The sequence below is a fragment of the Parapedobacter brassicae genome (assembly GCF_051400755.1).
Classification (GTDB): Bacteria; Bacteroidota; Bacteroidia; order Sphingobacteriales; family Sphingobacteriaceae; genus Parapedobacter.
This window is the reverse complement of record NZ_JBLFFL010000002.1, coordinates 688,862-706,848: the sequence shown is the minus strand read 5'-3', so window position 1 is coordinate 706,848 and position 17,987 is coordinate 688,862. Positions and strand designations below refer to the sequence as shown.

16 protein-coding genes are annotated in these 17,987 nt (G+C 53.0%); 9 read left to right on the top strand and 7 right to left on the bottom strand.

The window, feature by feature from the left end; all coding sequences use genetic code 11:
• Nucleotides 1–3: 3 nt before the first annotated feature.
• On the bottom strand, nucleotides 4–399 hold the full coding sequence (locus tag ACMGDE_RS08415; protein WP_436832334.1) for a hypothetical protein: 396 nt from the start codon (nucleotides 397–399) through the stop codon (nucleotides 4–6).
• A gap of 99 nt (nucleotides 400–498) precedes the next feature.
• On the bottom strand, nucleotides 499–1,044 hold the full coding sequence (locus tag ACMGDE_RS08410; protein ID WP_436832333.1) for an RNA polymerase sigma factor: 546 nt from the start codon (nucleotides 1,042–1,044) through the stop codon (nucleotides 499–501).
• Between the two features lie 151 nt (nucleotides 1,045–1,195).
• On the opposite strand from ACMGDE_RS08410, the gene ACMGDE_RS08405 reads away from it, so the two are divergent.
• Together ACMGDE_RS08405 and ACMGDE_RS08400 are read left to right on the top strand one after the other, a co-directional pair.
• Complete coding sequence (locus ACMGDE_RS08405; protein ID WP_436832332.1) at nucleotides 1,196–2,332, top strand: cysteine desulfurase family protein; 1,137 nt, start codon at nucleotides 1,196–1,198, stop codon at nucleotides 2,330–2,332.
• 97 nt (nucleotides 2,333–2,429) lie between these two features.
• Nucleotides 2,430–2,627 carry a hypothetical protein gene (locus tag ACMGDE_RS08400; RefSeq protein ID WP_436832331.1) on the top strand — a complete coding sequence of 66 codons (198 nt, stop codon included), beginning with the start codon at nucleotides 2,430–2,432 and terminating at the stop codon, nucleotides 2,625–2,627.
• On the opposite strand, the gene ACMGDE_RS08395 is transcribed toward ACMGDE_RS08400, so the two are convergent.
• Nucleotides 2,628–2,960 (bottom strand): tetratricopeptide repeat protein, encoded by a 333-nt coding sequence (locus ACMGDE_RS08395; protein ID WP_436832330.1) that lies wholly within the window; start codon nucleotides 2,958–2,960, stop codon nucleotides 2,628–2,630.
• Nucleotides 2,961–3,095: 135 nt separating this feature from the next.
• Here ACMGDE_RS08395 and ACMGDE_RS08390 point away from each other — a divergent pair, with 135 nt between their 5' ends.
• The 4 genes from ACMGDE_RS08390 (at nucleotide 3,096) to ACMGDE_RS08375 (ending at nucleotide 6,842) form a co-directional block, all read left to right on the top strand.
• Nucleotides 3,096–3,833 (top strand): electron transfer flavoprotein subunit beta/FixA family protein, encoded by a 738-nt coding sequence (locus ACMGDE_RS08390; RefSeq protein WP_436832329.1) that lies wholly within the window; start codon nucleotides 3,096–3,098, stop codon nucleotides 3,831–3,833.
• 73 nt (nucleotides 3,834–3,906) lie between these two features.
• On the top strand, nucleotides 3,907–4,881 hold the full coding sequence (locus tag ACMGDE_RS08385) for an electron transfer flavoprotein subunit alpha/FixB family protein (protein ID WP_436832328.1): 975 nt from the start codon (nucleotides 3,907–3,909) through the stop codon (nucleotides 4,879–4,881).
• A 111-nt stretch (nucleotides 4,882–4,992) separates the two neighbouring features.
• Entirely contained in the window at nucleotides 4,993–5,601 is a 609-nt protein-coding gene (locus tag ACMGDE_RS08380; RefSeq protein WP_436832327.1) for a bifunctional nuclease family protein, read from the top strand.
• A 14-nt stretch (nucleotides 5,602–5,615) separates the two neighbouring features.
• Nucleotides 5,616–6,842, top strand: coding sequence for a nucleoside permease (locus ACMGDE_RS08375; protein WP_436832326.1), 1,227 nt, complete (start codon nucleotides 5,616–5,618; stop codon nucleotides 6,840–6,842).
• An 18-nt stretch (nucleotides 6,843–6,860) separates the two neighbouring features.
• Here ACMGDE_RS08375 and ACMGDE_RS08370 read toward each other — a convergent pair whose 3' ends face one another.
• Complete coding sequence (locus ACMGDE_RS08370; RefSeq protein WP_436832325.1) at nucleotides 6,861–10,226, bottom strand: DEAD/DEAH box helicase; 3,366 nt, start codon at nucleotides 10,224–10,226, stop codon at nucleotides 6,861–6,863.
• Between the two features lie 57 nt (nucleotides 10,227–10,283).
• Here ACMGDE_RS08370 and hrpB point away from each other — a divergent pair, with 57 nt between their 5' ends.
• Nucleotides 10,284–12,797, top strand: coding sequence for an ATP-dependent helicase HrpB (gene hrpB / locus ACMGDE_RS08365; RefSeq protein WP_436832324.1), 2,514 nt, complete (start codon nucleotides 10,284–10,286; stop codon nucleotides 12,795–12,797).
• On the opposite strand, the gene ACMGDE_RS08360 is transcribed toward hrpB, so the two are convergent.
• Together ACMGDE_RS08360 and ACMGDE_RS08355 are read right to left on the bottom strand one after the other, a co-directional pair.
• Nucleotides 12,771–13,193, bottom strand: coding sequence for a PIN domain-containing protein (locus ACMGDE_RS08360; protein ID WP_436832323.1), 423 nt, complete (start codon nucleotides 13,191–13,193; stop codon nucleotides 12,771–12,773). The genes hrpB and ACMGDE_RS08360 overlap by 27 nt on opposite strands.
• The gene (locus ACMGDE_RS08355; protein ID WP_436832322.1) at nucleotides 13,190–13,444 is read right to left on the bottom strand and encodes a DUF6364 family protein; all 255 of its coding nucleotides are present in this window, start codon (nucleotides 13,442–13,444) and stop codon (nucleotides 13,190–13,192) included. Before ACMGDE_RS08355 ends, ACMGDE_RS08360 begins: the two co-directional genes overlap by 4 nt.
• Before the next feature lie 134 nt (nucleotides 13,445–13,578).
• Between ACMGDE_RS08355 and ACMGDE_RS08350 the strand changes: the two genes are divergently transcribed.
• Complete coding sequence (locus ACMGDE_RS08350) at nucleotides 13,579–15,603, top strand: M3 family metallopeptidase (protein ID WP_436832321.1); 2,025 nt, start codon at nucleotides 13,579–13,581, stop codon at nucleotides 15,601–15,603.
• A gap of 27 nt (nucleotides 15,604–15,630) precedes the next feature.
• On the opposite strand, the gene ACMGDE_RS08345 is transcribed toward ACMGDE_RS08350, so the two are convergent.
• Nucleotides 15,631–16,926, bottom strand: a complete 1,296-nt coding sequence (locus ACMGDE_RS08345) for an alpha/beta fold hydrolase (protein WP_436832320.1) — start codon at nucleotides 16,924–16,926, stop codon at nucleotides 15,631–15,633.
• 292 nt (nucleotides 16,927–17,218) lie between these two features.
• Here ACMGDE_RS08345 and ACMGDE_RS08340 point away from each other — a divergent pair, with 292 nt between their 5' ends.
• Nucleotides 17,219–17,983 (top strand): ImuA family protein, encoded by a 765-nt coding sequence (locus ACMGDE_RS08340; protein ID WP_436832319.1) that lies wholly within the window; start codon nucleotides 17,219–17,221, stop codon nucleotides 17,981–17,983.
• Nucleotides 17,984–17,987 lie beyond the last annotated feature (4 nt).

Sequence of the window (17,987 nt, the reverse complement as noted above, 5' to 3'; positions counted from 1 at the left end):
TGTTTATTGATTTTCGGCACTATCTTTTTTTTCCGGCGCTTCGGCCATCCCTTCCCAATGGCACCACCTCGAGCGCATATACGCCTTGAATTGGGCCTTGTCCGCTTCGCTCATCTGCGCCCTGTCCGATTCGCTCATCCGATCAAATTTCCGATGCATGGCCCGTCTTTTCCATGCACCGCGCCCCTTGCCCGGACCGCCCCCGCTGAAGCCGAATAAGATTTTGCACAAAAAGAATAAGGCCATGGCCTGCCAAAGTGTTATCGCGCTGACACCCAATAACGCAGGCAGGGTATAATTCCACAGCATCATCACCGCGTATCCCACTAAAAACAAAAAGGCCAATCCGATGATGGGTATCAATACAAACCGCATCCTGCTTCTGAATAATGTTTTCATTTGTTTAATTTTAATTTTCAATGGTCAGATGAAACCTTTGATGATTATTTTAATCATGTCGGTTTCATCTGTTTATTATTTTGTTACGATATTCCTTAGTTAATTGTCTATTAATTCATCATAAAATATTTTCAGCCGTTTCCGCAGGTGCAACACGGCATAGTGTTTTCGCGAGATCAGCTTATTGACAGGCTCACCGGTGAATGCCGCAATTTCTGCAAAGGGTATCCGTTCCAACTCATGCCACACGAACACGTCTCGCTGTGCTGGCGGCAACTCTTCCAGTGCCAAATAAAACTGCTGCCACACCACGCGTTCGCGGTAGGTAGCCTCAGGATCGCCCTCGGTTACCAATGAAGCCGCTTCCATTTCAAAACCTGTTTCCCCGGTTAGCTTGTATTTCAGGGGCTCTTCCGTTTTTTTCCGGCGCCTATCGATGATCCGGTTCGTTGCCACCCGGTAAAGCCATCCACCTACCTGTTCCACCGGCCGTGTATGGATCACCGCGGTCAACTGATACCACACATCCTGCAAGATGTCTTCCGCGTCGGCATCATTATTTACCTGTTTGCGAATAAAGCCAAGCAACCCCTTTCCATAAGACCTGATGGTTGCCGTGATGTTGCTTTGCTTTTCGTCAGTCATGTTAGCCACAATCATTTACACGCTCTTTTGCCGCTTACTGGTATAGACGAACAACCCCGAAAAACATTTCAAAAAAATTTGCTTTTTATTTTTGAGGGGTAAACCGGATGATGGCCGGTCTCATAATCTAAAATCTTATTACCTTTGCAGCATGCAAGTATATCTGGACAATGCGGCCACCACGGCGCTTGACCCCGAGGTCATCAAGGCCATGGTCGAAACCATGGAACAACACTATGGCAACCCTTCTTCCATCCATGCGCAGGGAAGGCAGGTAAAGACCATCGTGGAGAAGGCCCGCAAAACCGTGGCAGGGTTACTGAATGCATCGCCTTCGGAGATTTTCTTTACCTCGGGCGGTACAGAAGCAGATAACACGGCCATCGTCAGGGGCATCATTGACAACGGCATTACCCATGCAATCACCTCCCCACTGGAGCACCATGCGGTGCTGCACACGCTGGAGGCGCTGCAAAAAAACGGCACGATACAGCTCAATTTACTCCATGTTGATGAAAAAGGGCATTTCGACTTTCAACAGCTCGAACAGCTGTTGAAAGACAACCCCCGGTCGTTTGTATCACTCATGCACGCCAATAACGAAATCGGCACGCTCACCGATATCGAATACGTATCGGCGCTGTGCAAGCAGTACCATGCAATCTTCCATTCGGATACGGTACAAACCATGGGACATTACGTGCATGACTTAGCCAAGTTGCAGATTGACTTTGTGACCGGCGCGGCTCACAAATTCCACGGCCCCAAAGGCGTGGGCTTCCTCTACGTCAACCATAATACCAAGATCAAACCCTTTATCCATGGCGGTGCCCAAGAACGCAACATGCGCGGCGGCACTGAAAATGTATACGGCATTGTGGGTTTGGCCAAGGCGCTGGAGATCGCTTACGTGCATATGACCGAACATCGGCATTACATCCAAGGTTTGAAGGATTACATGATTGCCCAACTGACGGAACACATCCAGGATATTCGTTTCAATGGTGATCTCACGCCTCAAAACAGCTTGTATACCGTACTCAATGCTTCGTTTCCATGCACGGACATCGCCGATATGATGTTGTTCAACCTGGATATCTCGGGTATCTCGGCATCCGGCGGCAGCGCCTGCAGCTCGGGATCGGATATCGGGTCGCACGTGTTACGGGGTATAAACGCCGATGCTCAGCGGCCTAATGTGCGGTTTTCATTCTGCAAAAACAACACGCGTGAAGAGATTGACTTCGTCGTCGCCAAGCTGCGTGAGCTCTGCTTGGAAAAGGCCTAATCCCCTACTCCCTGATAACGCGACAAATCCAAGTTTATCAAAACAATGGAGCTAGCCACCTGTTTTCTTATAAACAATAAAAGAAAGGAGTGCAGTCATGGATAGAAAAAATCAAGTGGGTGTTCCGACGGAAAACCGCAACAACAAGCCGTTTGAAAAGAAGGGAAAAGACGAGAACGATGTGGTAGCAGATGCGGAGCAGCTTACTGATATCGACAGGGAAAGCTTTGCGGACCGCAAGCATAAGAGAAAGCATGATGCTCCTGCCGATATCAGCAACCCCGGGACGGTATAGTTATTCGTCCTCGTCATCCATACCGGTCGCCGCCCGGTAGGCGGCCTGCAATTCAGCTAAGGCATGCATGTCCCGCTTCGTCCGCGCGGCGTGCATGCCTTGTTCATACACGACGGCTGCCTCCTCCGTTCGCCCCAGCGCTTCATACAATTTGCCCAAATGATAATAAGTTCCCACGTACTCCGGATGATTGGTCCGCAACTCCTCGTAGTACAGGAGTGCGCCGGCCGTATTCCCCAGCTTCAAATGCTCCGTGGCAAGCGCATATTTCACAAAAGGGTCATTCGGGCTATCCGCCAGAAAATCGATCAGTTGCATCAAACGTTCACTCATGCTTAACCTCGCTTCAAGTAGCAAACTTACTATTTTTCCAGCAAATCACTCACCACTAATCACCGATCACCAACCACCGGTCACCAAACTTGCAAAAGACTAAAAGTTTGTCGATGTTTGTGAAAAACCAGTGTTATGAACATACTAGTATGCATCAGTAACGTCCCGGACACCACCTCAAAAATAACCTTCTCGAACGACAACACCGTGCTGAACACCGCGGGGCTCCAATACATCGTCAATCCTTACGATGAGATCGCCCTATCCAAAGCCATCGGCTTAGCCGAAGCAGGAAAAGGTACGGTGACGGTCATTAACGTCGGCGAAGCCAGTACCGAGCCGACCATACGTAAAGCCCTGGCGACGGGTGCTGACGAAGCCGTTCGCGTCAACGCATTGCCGCGCGATGCCTGGTTTGTGGCTAACCAGATCGCTAACTATGCAAAAGACAGGTCGTTTGACCTGATCCTCACCGGCAGGGAATCCATCGATTACAACGGTTCACAAGTCGCCGCCTTTGTCGGCGAACTGTTGGGCATCCCTTCCATATCGACGACCAAGAAAATTGACATCAATGATCGTACCGCGACCATAGAACGGGAAATCGAGGGCGGCAAGGAGGTACTCGCTATCCCCCTTCCTTTGATTGCCGGTACAGCGGAGGGAGTAGCTGAGCCTCGGATCCCCAACATGCGCGGCATCATGAGTGCCCGCACCAAACCATTGACCGTGGTGGAACCGGCAGACGTACCCGTGTTGTCCCGCATCGTCGGGTACGAGACACCTGAACCGCGGGGCGCCGTCACCTTGGTCGACGCAAACGACACGGAGAAGCTCGTGGATTTATTGCACAGCAAGGCTAGAGTGATTTAGGAGTAAGGAATAAAGAGTAAGGAAAAAAGAGTAAGGAGCAAAAAGCAACAGCGAAAAGCGTAAACAAAGAAATATGTCAGTTTTAGTATATACCGAACACACGGAAGGCAAATTCAAAAAATCCGTACATGAGGTCGTATCGTACGCCAAAGCCATTGCCGATATGTTGGACACGTCCCTCACGGCGATATCGATCGGTCATGTGGACCAAACTGAGCTCAACTCATTAGGCAATTATGGTGCATCCACCGTGCTTCATGTATCATCTGAGCAACTTAGCCAGTTCATTAATCAGGCATACGCTTCCGTCATTGCGGCCGCAGCCGACCAAATTGATGCCGCCATCGTGGTGATCTCCAATTCCTTCAGCGGCAAGGGGCTGGCACCCCGAGTTGCGGCCAAGCTTGGGGCCGGACTGGCCGACGGCGCAATCGCATTGCCGCAGATCGATGGAGATAAGCTTACCGTAAAGAAGACCGCCTTCTCAGGCAAGGCATATGCCGTCACCGAACTAACCTCGGCAAAAAAGGTCATCGCACTCAACCCCAATGCGTTTGAAGTACGCGAAATAGGCGGTAGCGCTGATGTACAACCGTTCAGTCCAGCAATCGGTGCGGGTGACCTCACCACGGTTATCCAAGATATTGTTCGCACCACCGACAAGATCACCCTGCCCGATGCGGAAATTGTGGTCTCCGCTGGCCGTGGCCTCAAAGGGCCCGAAAATTGGGGGATGATTGAGGAGTTAGCTGAGGTATTGGGCGCTGCGACGGCCTGTTCCAAACCGGTGTCTGACGCCGGATGGCGGCCGCATGCAGAGCACGTGGGCCAAACGGGCATCGCCGTAAGCCCCAACCTGTATATTGCCATCGGCATCTCCGGTGCGATCCAACACCTGGCTGGCGTAAGCGCGTCGAAAACCATCGTCGTCATCAACAAAGATCCCGAAGCCCCTTTTTTCAAGGTGGCCGACTATGGTATCGTAGGTGATGCTTTTGATGTGGTACCCAAGCTTACGGCTGCCATCAAGGCCTACAAAGGCAACTAAATGATGGTTTTTCAAGAAAATACTGACAGCTTTATACTATAAAAGCGAATAAGGTAACCGTATTTTTCAATTACAATTCGCATCTTTGTATCTCCCGTCAGGGAATGAAGTATGAAGAAGATAAAGTTAGATATTGTCGGTTTATCCTACAGCCAAACCCAATCGGGAGCTTATGCCCTGGTATTGGGAGAGGTATCAGGACGACGGCGCTTGCCCATCATTATTGGCGGATTCGAAGCACAGGCCATTGCTATCGAAATCGAAAAGATGACACCCAGTAGGCCGCTCACCCACGACCTATTTAAGACATTTGCTGACACTTATCACATCCGTATCGACGAAGTGATCATCTATAACCTCGTAGACGGTATCTTTTATGCGAAGATCGTCTTCAACGACGGCCAAAAACAAACCGAAATAGACGCGCGCACATCCGATGCCATCGCCTTGGCAGTACGTTTCAAGGCATCGGTATATACATACGAGTTTATCTTGGCGTCTGCGGGGATCGTCATCGAGGGCAACGACTTTGTATTTCTCGAAAACATCGAATCGACAGCCGCCAACGACCCCGAGGTCATACCTACCAAAGAAACGTCATCATTCGCATCCATGACCGACGAACAGCTGCAAGAGAACTTATCCAAAGCGCTGGCGGATGAATTATATGAAAAGGCCGCACGTATCCGGGATGAACTAACCCGAAGAAAATCCTCGTAAATGGAGAGGCCGCTATGGCAATAAAAATCCGGCTCACGGTGATGAGTTTCCTGCAATTTTTTGTGTGGGGTTCGTGGCTCATTTCCCTTGGTGGGTATATGGGGGGACAATTGGGTTTTTCTGGCCTGCAAATCGGCTCCGTCTACTCCACGATGGGCATTGCCTCCATCTTTATGCCCGGGCTGCTGGGTATCGTGGCTGACCGCTGGATCAATGCCGAGCGGGTATATGCCGTGGCGCATTTCATCAGCGCCGCCGCGTTGATCGCCGCCACGCGGGTGACCGATTTCCAGACGTTCTACAGCCTGATGCTGGTCAACTCATTGTTTTACATGCCCACACTAGCGCTTTCGAATTCAGTATGTTATAATGTACTGACCCGCAGGGGATTCAACGTGGTCAAAGCCTTCCCCCCCATCCGGGTGTGGGGAACGGTGGGGTTCATTGCAGCGATGTGGATCGTGGATTTACTGGACTGGACAAAGAGTCCGTATCAGCTTTACTTGGCGGCGGGGGCCGGACTATTTCTGGGGTGCTATGCGTTTACCGTGCCGCCATCGCCCCCATTTTTGGATGAGACCCGCAAAAAATCCCTGGTGTCGTCATTGGGATTGGATGCCTTTGTCTTATTCAAACACCGGAATACCGCACTGTTTTTCATCTTTTCGCTCATGTTGGGCGCCGCCTTGCAGATCACCAACGCATTCGGCGGTCCGTTTCTGGACGATTTCAAGGCAACGTATCCCGATTCCTTCGGCGTGGAACATCCCAACCTGCTGCTTTCCATTTCACAGATTTCAGAAACCTTTTTCATCCTCCTGATCCCATTTTTCCTGACCCGCTTCGGCATACGCAACGTCATCCTGTTCAGTATTCTTGCGTGGGTATTGCGGTTCGGGCTGTTCGGCTTGGGCAATCCCGATAACCGGCTGTACCTATTGGTATTGTCCATGGTCATCTACGGGATGGCCTTTGATTTCTTCAACATCTCGGGCTCGCTGTATGTTGAGCAAGTGGCGGAACCGAAAATCCGATCCAGCGCGCAAGGGTTGTTCATGATCATGACCAACGGCTTCGGTGCCGTCATCGGCGGTTACGGCAGCGGTTGGGTCGTAGATCACTTTACCGCCGGCGGTGTACGGGACTGGCCCAGCATTTGGTTTACCTTCGCTGCTTATGCGCTCGCATTGGCCGTGCTTTTCCTATTGGTTTTTCGGAATAGGCGTATTGAGGTGAAGTAGCGCTTGTTTTTCGGCCTGTTACAACAATCCAAGCAACGCTTCCCTATCCAGCGTCCGGAAAAACGAGGCATCACCACGTATCAACCCGTCCGCCAATGCGCTTTTGGTTGCCTGTAATTGCAACACCTTCTCCTCCACCGTATCGGGCGTCACCAACCGATAGGCCACGATCTTTTTGTCTTGCCCGATGCGGTGCACGCGGTCTATCGCCTGGTTTTCCACGGCTGGGTTCCACCAGGGATCTATCAAATACACCACTTCGGCCGCGGTCAGGTTGAGCCCTGTGCCGCCTGCCTTGAGACTGACCAGGAATACCCGCACTTCCGGATCATCTTGGAAAGCAGTTACGACCTGTTCCCGTCCACGCGTGCTACCGCTAAGGCTTACATAACGGACACCAATACTATTAAGCATATCCTCAATCAGGTGCAGCATCGACACGAACTGCGAAAAGACAACTACCTTATGATAAGGAGACTTGTCCTGTATTTGCTCCTTCAGCAGTTCAATTTTAGCGGACACCGAGGTATTCAGCATCCCATCGGGCAGCAACGCCGGCGAATTGCAGATTTGACGGAGGCGGGTCAGGCCGCGGAGCACGTGCATGGGACTCTTGTCCAGCTTTTCCCCGGAAAGGGCGGAAATAAACTCCCGGAATTCCTTCTCATATGCATCATATATCTTCCGCTGCTGTTCACCCATCTCACAATACAGCACCGTTGATACCTTTTCGGGCAGGTCCGCGGCCACCCCCTGCTTGGTACGCCTGAGGATAAATGGCTTAATCTTTTGCTGGAGTTCAATCCGGCGTTTTTTATGCTTAAACTGGTCAATCGGTCGGCCGTACACGTCGCGGAAATAACGCCTATCGCCAAGCAACCCCGGACAGGCAAATGACAGCTGCCCATAAAGGTCGAATGAGCTGTTTTCAAAAGGGGTACCGCTGATGGCGATCCGATTGCGCGCTTGCAGGAGGCGTACGGCCTTATACCGCTGCGAATCGGAATTTTTGATGTACTGCGACTCATCCAGATACACGTAATTGAATGTAAAATCTTTCAAAAAGCGGATATCTGTCAATAACGTCGTATAGGAGGTCAGTACCACGTCATGCTGCGCGATGGTTGCGGCGGATTTCGTACGGCCGGTACCATACAGCGTCAGCACCGTCAGCGAGGGTGCCAATGTAGCCAGTTCGCGCTGCCAATTGAAGATCAACGTGGCAGGCATGACCACGAGGTCAGTTCCCCTACGACCAGCTTCGCGTTGCGAGAGCATAAACGCGATGATTTGGACCGTCTTCCCCAATCCCATCTCATCCGCGAGTATCCCACCGAAGTTGAAAGCATCCAAGAAACCAAGCCAATTTAGTCCTTGGTGCTGATAAGGACGCAATGTTGCATTCAAACCGCGGGGCGTATCCAGGGTCTGAATGGACTCGAAGTTATTCAACCGTTCACGCAATTCGCGCAGCTCATCGGCAACTGCCTTGTCCAGCATCGCCGCATCATAAAGGGTTGCCAACGTCTCGAAATTGGTTTTGGCAAACCGTAAAGTCTCGTCATCTACCACCTCGCCAGCCTGGAAGTACTCCGCAAACTTATCGAGCCATTCCTGCGGCAGGACGCCCACTGTGCCGTCATCCAGTGCCACGTACTTGCTTTTATTGCGCAAGGCGGCTTGGATCTTTTTAAGCGAGGCTTTCGTTTTTCCGAAGCGCACCTCATGTGTGGCGTTGAACCAGTTCAAGCCACTGGTTACGTTAATTGCTATCGTTACACTATTTGAATTTAATTTATTGTCACTTAACTCATTAAATCCATATACTTCAATTCCTTCTTCGCGCCACCTGTCAAACACCGGAAGAAACCATTCCTCGTCGAGAAAGTACTTCTTGTGCAGGTAAAAGTAGTAAAGTTGGTTATCCAGCTGCTCCGGCAAATGGGGGTGCTGTTTGATCAGCAGGGCGATGAATGCCTGCTCAACATCATCATCCCTCGGCACCATGAAATCATTTCCTCGCTCATCTATGGCCTTCACCTGCTTTTCCGTACGGATGGCTACTTCTGCTTCCCCATAGCGGACCACCGGGATGATCATCACATGACTGCCGAAATCCGACAGGTAAATCAATCGTTCGGGAGGAGCTGAAAAGCCTGTTTCGGCAAGCTGAAGGGCCGTACCCGGCTTCATGTCGGGAAACTCGATACGGATACTGTCCGATAGCTTATCCAGCAACTGCCGCTGGAAATCCCGAAACTTGTTTGCGTGGATGAGTAGCTTTCCCCCGCTTTCCCTCAGCAGTGATACCACGGATAACAGGACGGGGTTGTCCACCAGGTAGAGCACATTCTTCAGCAAGAAGAAATAGCCAAACTTCAGTGCCAGATCATGCAGCGCATAGGGCTTGCCTGCAAGGGTAGCAACCCCCGTAAGCGCGTAGAAAGCCCCTTCGGCATTGACGGATAGCCGTATGGTATTCGGCACGGCTGCCACATTCACTCGCACCAAAGATTTAGGCGACAGGTTTTCACCTATGTGATCATCGTGATAGTAAAAGGGGTGGTTACCGTGGTATTTCAGGATGATGCGCAGTGCCTCCAGATCGGACGCGATCCGGCTACCCCCGTCGCCCACCTGTTGTAGTCTCGCGATGGCGGCATAAAACCTCGCCTCCTCGATGCCCTCGGCAGATGTGACCCGTTCGAGCGGGTTTATTTTTGTAAATGGGAGCTTTAGCTTATCCAGCTTTGTACGCTCGGCATCAATCAATTCAACAACCAAATATTTATAATACCTATGCCTACTGATCACCACGATTGCCCCTTTTACAGACGATAGACCGAGGGGTTGTTTCAGCCGGTGGTGTTCGGCCTGTTTGCCCAATTCTTGGAGTTTGGGTGAAGCAAGAGAAAGCAGTCCCGGCAAACGCGGTTGGATGATCAGCCGGTCGCCGGTAAGCACAGGCGAGAGGTAGCGATCCAAGTCGGCCTCGTGTTCCAGCCCATAGGCCACTGCTGCCTGCCGCAATTTCTGTTGCCGCAGGGCAGGCCTGAAAAATATACCCAGCGCTTCCCTCCTCAAGATGGCGGTCAGTACCGTCACCTCTGCCGCAGTAAGCCGGTCAGGCGGACCGGGTGTGTCGCTTGATATCGTCACGTGCCCATGTTCCTGCACCACCCCTATCAGGGCTTCTTCACCGTTCGTCAATCGGCAGGCAAACACGCCCTTGTCCACATCTATCTCCACGTGACGCACCGCAAGGATTGCCTTCGTCTCTGCCGAAAATCCTTGATTGCCAACCGATAGGATAGCCGTCTCCGAAAGCTGATCCACCGTAGTGGTGCGAAACATGAAAACATGGGCTTCCTCAAATTCAAGCATCCGCAAATATATCCAATTCTAGGCGATACGCACGGCTTTTCCTATCTTTGGTCGCAGATGTCCGCATATGTTGACCTTTCATCCATAAACCTCCCCATCGTTGAGGTGATGCCTCAAGTAAGGCTGCACCTGCGCACACACCACACGCTCATCCTGAGTACCCCTCCCGGCGCTGGGAAGAGCACCATTATGCCGCTGGCGCTCTTGGATGAACCATGGCTGGGGGACAAGAAAATCGTCATGCTCGAGCCGCGCCGACTAGCCGCGAGCAGCATCGCCCACCGCATGGCGGCGCTATTGGGCGAAAAAGCAGGCGAAACCGTGGGCTACCGTGTGCGGTTCGAAAACCAAACCTCCTCCCGAACGCGGATCGAGGTGGTCACCGAAGGCATCCTCACCCGCATGCTCCACCAAGACAATGCACTGGAAGACGTCGGCATGGTCATCTTCGACGAGTTTCACGAGCGGCGGCTCCATACCGACCTATCTATGGTGCTGTGCCGCGAAAGCCAGCAGGTGCTGCGCCCCGACCTCCGGCTGCTGGTGATGTCGGCGACGCTGGATACCAACCAGCTTGCTGCCCGCTTACATGCGCCGGTGATAGAAAGCCAGGGGCGTATGTATCCCGTTGACATCATCCACACCGAGGCGCCTGACCTATTCCAGTTGCCCGAACAATGTGCCCGTACGATCGCCCGGGCCTGCAGGGAAAAGAAAGGCGACATCCTAGCCTTCCTCCCCGGCGAGGCCGAAATCCGCACATGCGAGCAACTGCTGTTGGGTGATCCGTTGGGTGTGGCCATTCACCCGCTGTATGGGCAGCTGTCGCTCGCCGAGCAGCATGCCGCCATCCAGCCCAATCGTCAGGGGCAGCGGAAGATCGTGCTGGCTACTTCCATCGCCGAAACCAGTCTCACCATTGAGGGCATCTCTGTTGTAGTCGACTGCGGCTATACCCGCACCCAGGCCTACGATCCATCATCGGGATTGTCGCGCCTCAAGACCGTCCGCATTTCCCTCGATGCCGCCGACCAACGCGCAGGACGCGCAGGCAGGCTCGGACCGGGTACCTGCTACCGCATGTGGTCCATGGCCACCGAACAGCGGATGGCGCCCTACCGCACACCCGAAATCCTCGAGGCCGACCTCACTTCATTGCTGCTCGACACCGCGCAGTGGGGCATCCATGACCTTGGTCAACTGGACTGGCTCACCATTCCGCCGCCCACCGCCGTGGCCCAGGCCAGGGAACTCTTGCACAGGCTGGGGGCCTTGTCCAAACACCATATCACGCCTCACGGCAAGGCCATCCAAGCCCTGCCCTGCCATCCCCGCATCGCCCATATGCTGCTGGAGGGCACGCGCCTGGGCATGGCCAACCTCGCCACGGATATCGCTGCCCTGCTGGAGGAGCGGGACCCGCTTGGCCGGGACGCGGGCATCGATATCGACCTTCGTATAACAGCCTTGCGTAAACACCGGACCTACGGCAAGCAGGGCAAACGCTTTGATCGTATCGAACAGATCGCCCGTTCCTACCGTAGGCTGCTTGGTGTGATGGAAGAAAACGGCTTAGTCGATCCTTACGATACCGGTCTATTGCTGGCACATGCCTATCCGGAGCGCATCGCCAAAGCCAGGACCGACGGCAAGGGCACCTATCAGCTGGCCAATGGCAAACGCGCTGTCGTGCCGCCTATCGATGACCTCGGTCACGAGCCTTGGCTATCCATTGCTTCACTCGATGCCCGCGACGGGTTGGGAAAGGTATTCATGGCCTCGGTGGTCAACCCTGCGGACTTATCTCCATTTGTTCAAGAAACCCAACGCATTGCCTGGGATACCAAGAAAGGGGGCATTGTGGCTACGCACGACCGCCGCATCGGCAACATCATACTCGAATCGACCTCACTAAATACCCCAGATGAGGCAGCCGTCACCAACGCGATCAGTGGAGCCATCCGCTCCGAGGGTGAGCAGCTGCTGGACTTTACGGGACCCGTGGAACAGTGGCAAAACCGGGTGCTCAGCCTCAGGCATTGGCGGCCCGAGGAAGGATGGCCCGATGTGTCCACGCCTACCCTGCTGCGGCATCCCGAACAGTGGCTTGCCCCCTATCTTCGGGGTATCCGCAAGATAGAGGAGCTGAAAAAGTTGGCGATCCTGGATATCCTGCGGCACAGCTTGGATTACACGCAACAACAGGCGCTGGACCGGTTGGCCCCTACGGGGCTGACCGTACCGAGCGGCTCCTTCATCAAGCTCCAGTACTCATCCCTCGGCGAACCACCCATACTGGCCGTTCGACTGCAGGAAGTATTCGGTCTGATGGATACGCCACGTATCAACGATGGGCAGACCTCCGTAGTGCTGCACCTCCTCTCTCCGGGATTCAAACCCGTACAGGTTACGTCAGACCTCCGCAGCTTCTGGCAGACGGCCTATTTCGAAGTGCGCAAGGAGCTCAAAAGGCGCTATCCCAAGCACGCTTGGCCGGAGGATCCGCTCAGGGCCACTGCGGTGCGTGGCGCACCTAAGAAACAGTCACTTCCCAAAGACACACTCCGTTAAGAAATCTGCACAGCTGTATACCGGGAGATCGGAAAAATAGAAGTCGCCCTTATCTTCGGTAACGATGATATCACAACCGGATTGCACCGCCGCGTAGTATTCCAGCCCATCCTCAAAATCATGTATACGCTTATCGGCTACCGCTTGACTGACGGTCGCTGCATCGGAGGCTGCGATTCCCAAGCGGGACGCCAACAGGGCAATCTTCGTGCGCGCATGGGCAGCGCCGGATTTTTTTCCGGCAAAATAAAAAGAAATGGCCAGGCATAACGGAGAAGTCATCAACGTAAAACGCCGATCATCCTGTAAACTCAATACCCGCGCCGCATGGCTGAACAACGGATACTCCTTATTCAGCACAGCGATGAGTACATTGGCGTCCAGAAATACCTTCATTTGCGGGTGTTGAGGTACTCGTTTTTCAGGGATTTGCGGCTGCGCGGACGTTGGTATTCCACCTGCCCCTCCGCCAGCATATTTACCCAATCGGAAATGGGCAACTCTTCCAAACTTCCGTATGACTTCGCAGCAAGCTGGCGATATATAAATTCGGTGAGCCGCGAAAGGCTAATATGATGGGCGTCGGCAAAAGCCTTGGCTTGCTCGACAACATCTTTATCAAAGGAAAGCGTAATTTTGGCATCCATTTTTACCTCCTATTTTTTATACGACAAAATTAAAAAAATAATACGTAAAAACAAAAAATAGCTCACCAACCCTTCACCAAATCGTCAATGTCAGCGATTTTTCATAATTTTAGCAGCTCAGTGTTTTATTTATTATGGATAATCCTTTGTTGAAGCCTTTTGGCACCCCATTCGATAGCGTACCTTTTGAAGCGATAAAACCGGAACACTTCAAGCCGGCCATCCTACAGCTGATCGAGGAAGCCAAACAGGAAATCGATGCCATTACCGGCAATCCTGCTCCGGTGGATTTTGCCAATACCATCGCCGCGATGGAATACGCCGGCAAACGGCTCAACATCGCCTCCGCTACATTTTTCAACCTTGATTCGGCAGAGACCAACGATGAAATCCAGCAGCTCGCACAGGAACTGTCCCCCATCTTAGCGGAATACAGCAACGACATCATGCTCAACGAAAGGCTGTTCCAACGGGTGAAGCAGGTGCATGACGAGGCAGACGAATCGTCGCTGACACACGAGGAAAGCCGGTTACTGGACAAGACCTATAAGGGCTTTGTCCGCAACGGTGCATTGCTATCACCGGAAGACAAAGAAAAACTCCGTGAGATCGACAAGCAATTGGCCACGCTGACGATGAAATTTTCCCAAAATGTGCTCCAGGAGACGAACGCTTACCAGCTTCATGTGCAGGACCGGGAGCAATTGACGGGACTGCCCGATTCCATCCTGGCTGCTGCCAAGGCCGATGCGGAAAAACGGAATCTTGACGGATGGGTATTCACGCTCCATTTTCCGAGCTTTGTACCATTCATGAAATACGCAGCCAACCGGGAGCTGCGCAAGGAGCTGTACCTCGCTTCGGCCACCCGGGCGCTGAAGTCCAACGAATACAATAACGAAGGCATTGTACGTGATATCGTAGACCTGCGCGACCGCCGGGCGAAGCTGCTGGGCGTTGGCACCCATGCTGACTTTGTGTTGCAGGAACGGATGGCCTCCTCTCCGGCCATCGTATTCGGCTTCCTCAATGATCTGCTGCAAAGGGCCAAGCCCCATGCTGCGCAGGAGGTTGCTAAGTTGCAGGCGTTGGCTGAAGCCGACGGCATTTCGCCCACCATGCCCTACGATCATGCCTATTATGCCGAAAAACTACGGGAGGCTACGTTCAACTTATCGGAAGAAGCCTTGAAACCTTATTTCCCCTTGCCTCAGGTGCTGGAAGCCGCGTTTGATGCCGCCAGCCGACTCTACGGGCTCGTCTTCGAGCTGCGCACGGATATTCCTAAATACCATCCCGAGGTTGCGGTTTACGAGGTACTGGAAAACGGCCAACATAAAGCGCTGCTGTATACCGACTGGCATCCCCGGGAAGGCAAACGGGCGGGTGCCTGGATGACGGCCTATCGCGGCCAGTGGAAGGAAGATGGCAAGCACGTGCGCCCCCATATCTCCATCGTATGCAACTTCGCGCGGCCCGTGGGCGAGGTGCCATCGCTGCTTACCTTCAACGAGGTGACTACGCTCTTCCATGAATTTGGGCATGCCCTGCATGGCATGCTGGCCGACACGTCCTATGAAAGCCTCTCGGGCACCAATGTTTACTGGGATTTCGTGGAACTTCCATCGCAGTTTATGGAAAATTACTGCTATGAAAAGGATTTCCTGCGTTCCTTCGCCCGACACTATCAGACCGGCGATCCACTGCCGGTGGAAGAGATCGATAAAATCGTGGCGGCCGCCAACTTCATGGAGGGCTACCAGACGATGCGCCAGCTTAGTTTCGGACTGCTCGATATGGCCTACCATACCGGCAAGCTCAGCGCAGACACTCCCATCGAACAGTTTGAAAAAGAGACCGTCCGCGAGACACAACTATACCCCGATGTGCCCGGCACGGCACAAAGTCCATCTTTTGCTCATATTTTTGCGGGAGGGTACGCTGCGGGGTATTATTCCTACAAGTGGGCCGAAGTACTGGATGCCGATGCATTTGCTTACTTCAAGGAGACGGGGATATTTAACCCTGACACGGCCGCCAAATTCAAAGCCTTGCTGGCCAGCGGCGGCACGGTGGATCCGATGGAACTGTATATCCGGTTCAGGGGCCGCAAGCCGGAGCCCGATGCGCTGCTCAAACGAGCGGGACTGGTGGCTTAATCGGATTTCATCGCCGTGGTAAACGGATCAACGCGCTAAAAACTCCCGCACCACACGATTGAACTCCGCTGGATTGTTCATCGGAAAGTAATGGTCTTCACCCGGCGCAATGTAAAGTGTGCTGTTGGGGATATGGGCGGCGATGCCACGGGTATGTGCTGCTTTTATAATGTCGTTTTCGCCGGCCATGACCAGCACCGGACACCGGATCACCCGTAAATCATCATACACCCGATTGGGCTCCGATAAGAGCAATTGCATCAGGCGGACGGTATTTTGAGCCTTACGGGTCGTGTCTGCCCGGTAATCCTGCACCCGCTTTTCGATTTCTTTCACGACCCGCCGATCTACTACACTGTTATCCATGTATACGTTGGCGCCCATCGTGACCAGTCGCTTCACTTTCTCCGGGTATTTCATGGCCATGATCAGACCGGTATTGCCTCCATCGCTCCAGCCCACGACATTCAGGCTGTCCAGTCCCAGCTTGTCCAGCAACGCCTTCATGTCTTTGGCAAACAGCTCATAGGTATAGCGCTGACCATCTTCGGTGGATTTGCCCTGTCCGCGGGTATCCACTGCGATCACCCGGTAGTCCTTCGAAAACTCGGGCAGCTGATGAGCAAAGGCCGCAATGGACTGCGAATTGCCATGTAAGAGCAGCAGCGGTTCGCCTTGGCCGTATTCCTCATAATATAGGTTGACACCATTCACATCCGCAAATTTCCCGGCACGGCCGTTGTCTCCATGGGCGGCTGCCTTCTGGAAGGCGGAGCCGTCTACCAGTGCCGCCTGCTGCCCCCGGTAAGGTGCCATCGGCGTGGTGGTCAGCCGGAAGCCGTCCCGCTGCTGCAAATAACCCCAATGCTTTGCGAGGCTATCCCCTTCGAAATCGCCCATGGGCACCGCAACCGCTTCAAACTCCCCGCTTTCGGATGCGATAGAAAGCTGGAAGTCATCGAAGTAAAACCGCCCCTGCCGGCTATATAATCCACCGAACATAAGGGATTCCGCATCCTGGTCGATCTGCCCTTCGATGGTGTACACCTGCCAGTCTGCCTTACGGATGGGCTTGTCCATCATGTTATAAAAAAAACCTACGCGCTTATCTTTTTTATCCACGCGCGCCCATAATTCCGCCTCCGCCGTCGTGTCGATCAATTCAACCTTCACGGCTGCCTGTAATCGGAATGACCTGCCCTGGTAAGCCGTTACGTCAACACGCTGGGCAAACGCTCCCCAATCATCGGTTTCTTGGGCATCCGCCCATGCGGGTAGAAAAAATGAAAGCAGGCTGAAAATAGTTAAATAGCGGTGAATCATGGTCGCAAAATTACGTAAAGGATGGTTGGCACATAGTTCTTTAACATCCTTTAACATGGTGACTATTCTCCTAAGAAAAAGAAATAAAAAGCCCTGAAACGGGGAGAATCAGGGCTTTTAAACTAACCAATTATAAACCTAAATTATGAAAAGACAAATCTTACGCTGCAAAGATAACACGATAAATGCTTACCCAAAACCCCTGATGTGTTAAGAAAAGTTAAATTTTATAGTCATCTCATTATTTTTCAAAAAACCATGTATACTAAAAATATTAGTAGTAACTTTGTTTATGGAATATAGCGATCAGATGGCTGCCCTATCCAACAAAAAAAGCGAAATCATCAGCCAATTGCAAAAGCGTATTTTGCGTTGGCAGGGCTATCGGGCGTCAGCAAGTCCTGGGGATCGCGTTGGCTTGGGACCCGTAGAAGAAGCCTTCCCCAACGGGGTCTTCCCCATCGGGCGTGTCCATGAATTCATCATGGCTTCTCCCGAGCAAACCGCGGCTTCCAGCGGCTTCGTGGGCGGTCTATTGTCCACACTGATGCGCGCGGGTGGGATTTGCCTGTGGATCAGCCCCTCCACTACCCTCTTTCCTCCGGCGATTAACACTTTCGGAGTAGCGCCCGACCGAATCATTTTCATCACCATGAGGCGGGAAAATGACATCCGCTGGGCCCTGGAAGAAGCACTGAAATGTACCGGACTGGCCGCTGTCGTTGCCGAATTGCGTGAAATGGATTTCGTCCAGTCCCGGCGCCTCCAATTGGCGGTAGAAAAAACCCAGGTCACCGGCTTCGTGCTCCGCAGCAATCCCCGCAAGGTGGGCGCCACGGCCTGCGCCGCCCGTTGGCGCATCCAGCCCCTGCCCAGTGAGCTGGAGCCGGGCCTGCCCGGCGTGGGATTCCCCAAATGGGAAGTGCAGCTGCTAACTGTACGCAACGGCAATCCGGGAACCTGGAGAATGGAATGGTCTGGCGGGCGGTTTACACCGGTGGTCTCCGCACCCCCAGCCATCGCATTGCCCGAACAAAATCGCCAAACAGGCTCGTGAATCA

Excerpts from the sequence above, each read along its gene's own strand:
- ACMGDE_RS08415 (WP_436832334.1), bottom strand. The coding sequence starts at position 399 with ATGAAAACATTATTCAGAAGCAGGATGCGGTTTGTATTGATACCCATC.
- ACMGDE_RS08410 (WP_436832333.1), bottom strand. The coding sequence starts at position 1,044 with ATGACTGACGAAAAGCAAAGCAACATCACGGCAACCATCAGGTCTTAT.
- ACMGDE_RS08405 (WP_436832332.1), top strand. The coding sequence starts at position 1,196 with ATGCAAGTATATCTGGACAATGCGGCCACCACGGCGCTTGACCCCGAG.
- ACMGDE_RS08400 (WP_436832331.1), top strand. The coding sequence starts at position 2,430 with ATGGATAGAAAAAATCAAGTGGGTGTTCCGACGGAAAACCGCAACAAC.
- ACMGDE_RS08395 (WP_436832330.1), bottom strand. The coding sequence starts at position 2,960 with ATGAGTGAACGTTTGATGCAACTGATCGATTTTCTGGCGGATAGCCCG.
- ACMGDE_RS08390 (WP_436832329.1), top strand. The coding sequence starts at position 3,096 with ATGAACATACTAGTATGCATCAGTAACGTCCCGGACACCACCTCAAAA.
- ACMGDE_RS08385 (WP_436832328.1), top strand. The coding sequence starts at position 3,907 with ATGTCAGTTTTAGTATATACCGAACACACGGAAGGCAAATTCAAAAAA.
- ACMGDE_RS08380 (WP_436832327.1), top strand. The coding sequence starts at position 4,993 with ATGAAGAAGATAAAGTTAGATATTGTCGGTTTATCCTACAGCCAAACC.
- ACMGDE_RS08375 (WP_436832326.1), top strand. The coding sequence starts at position 5,616 with ATGGCAATAAAAATCCGGCTCACGGTGATGAGTTTCCTGCAATTTTTT.
- ACMGDE_RS08370 (WP_436832325.1), bottom strand. The coding sequence starts at position 10,226 with ATGCTTGAATTTGAGGAAGCCCATGTTTTCATGTTTCGCACCACTACG.
- hrpB (WP_436832324.1), top strand. The coding sequence starts at position 10,284 with ATGTCCGCATATGTTGACCTTTCATCCATAAACCTCCCCATCGTTGAG.
- ACMGDE_RS08360 (WP_436832323.1), bottom strand. The coding sequence starts at position 13,193 with ATGAAGGTATTTCTGGACGCCAATGTACTCATCGCTGTGCTGAATAAG.
- ACMGDE_RS08355 (WP_436832322.1), bottom strand. The coding sequence starts at position 13,444 with ATGGATGCCAAAATTACGCTTTCCTTTGATAAAGATGTTGTCGAGCAA.
- ACMGDE_RS08350 (WP_436832321.1), top strand. The coding sequence starts at position 13,579 with ATGGATAATCCTTTGTTGAAGCCTTTTGGCACCCCATTCGATAGCGTA.
- ACMGDE_RS08345 (WP_436832320.1), bottom strand. The coding sequence starts at position 16,926 with ATGATTCACCGCTATTTAACTATTTTCAGCCTGCTTTCATTTTTTCTA.
- ACMGDE_RS08340 (WP_436832319.1), top strand. The coding sequence starts at position 17,219 with ATGGAATATAGCGATCAGATGGCTGCCCTATCCAACAAAAAAAGCGAA.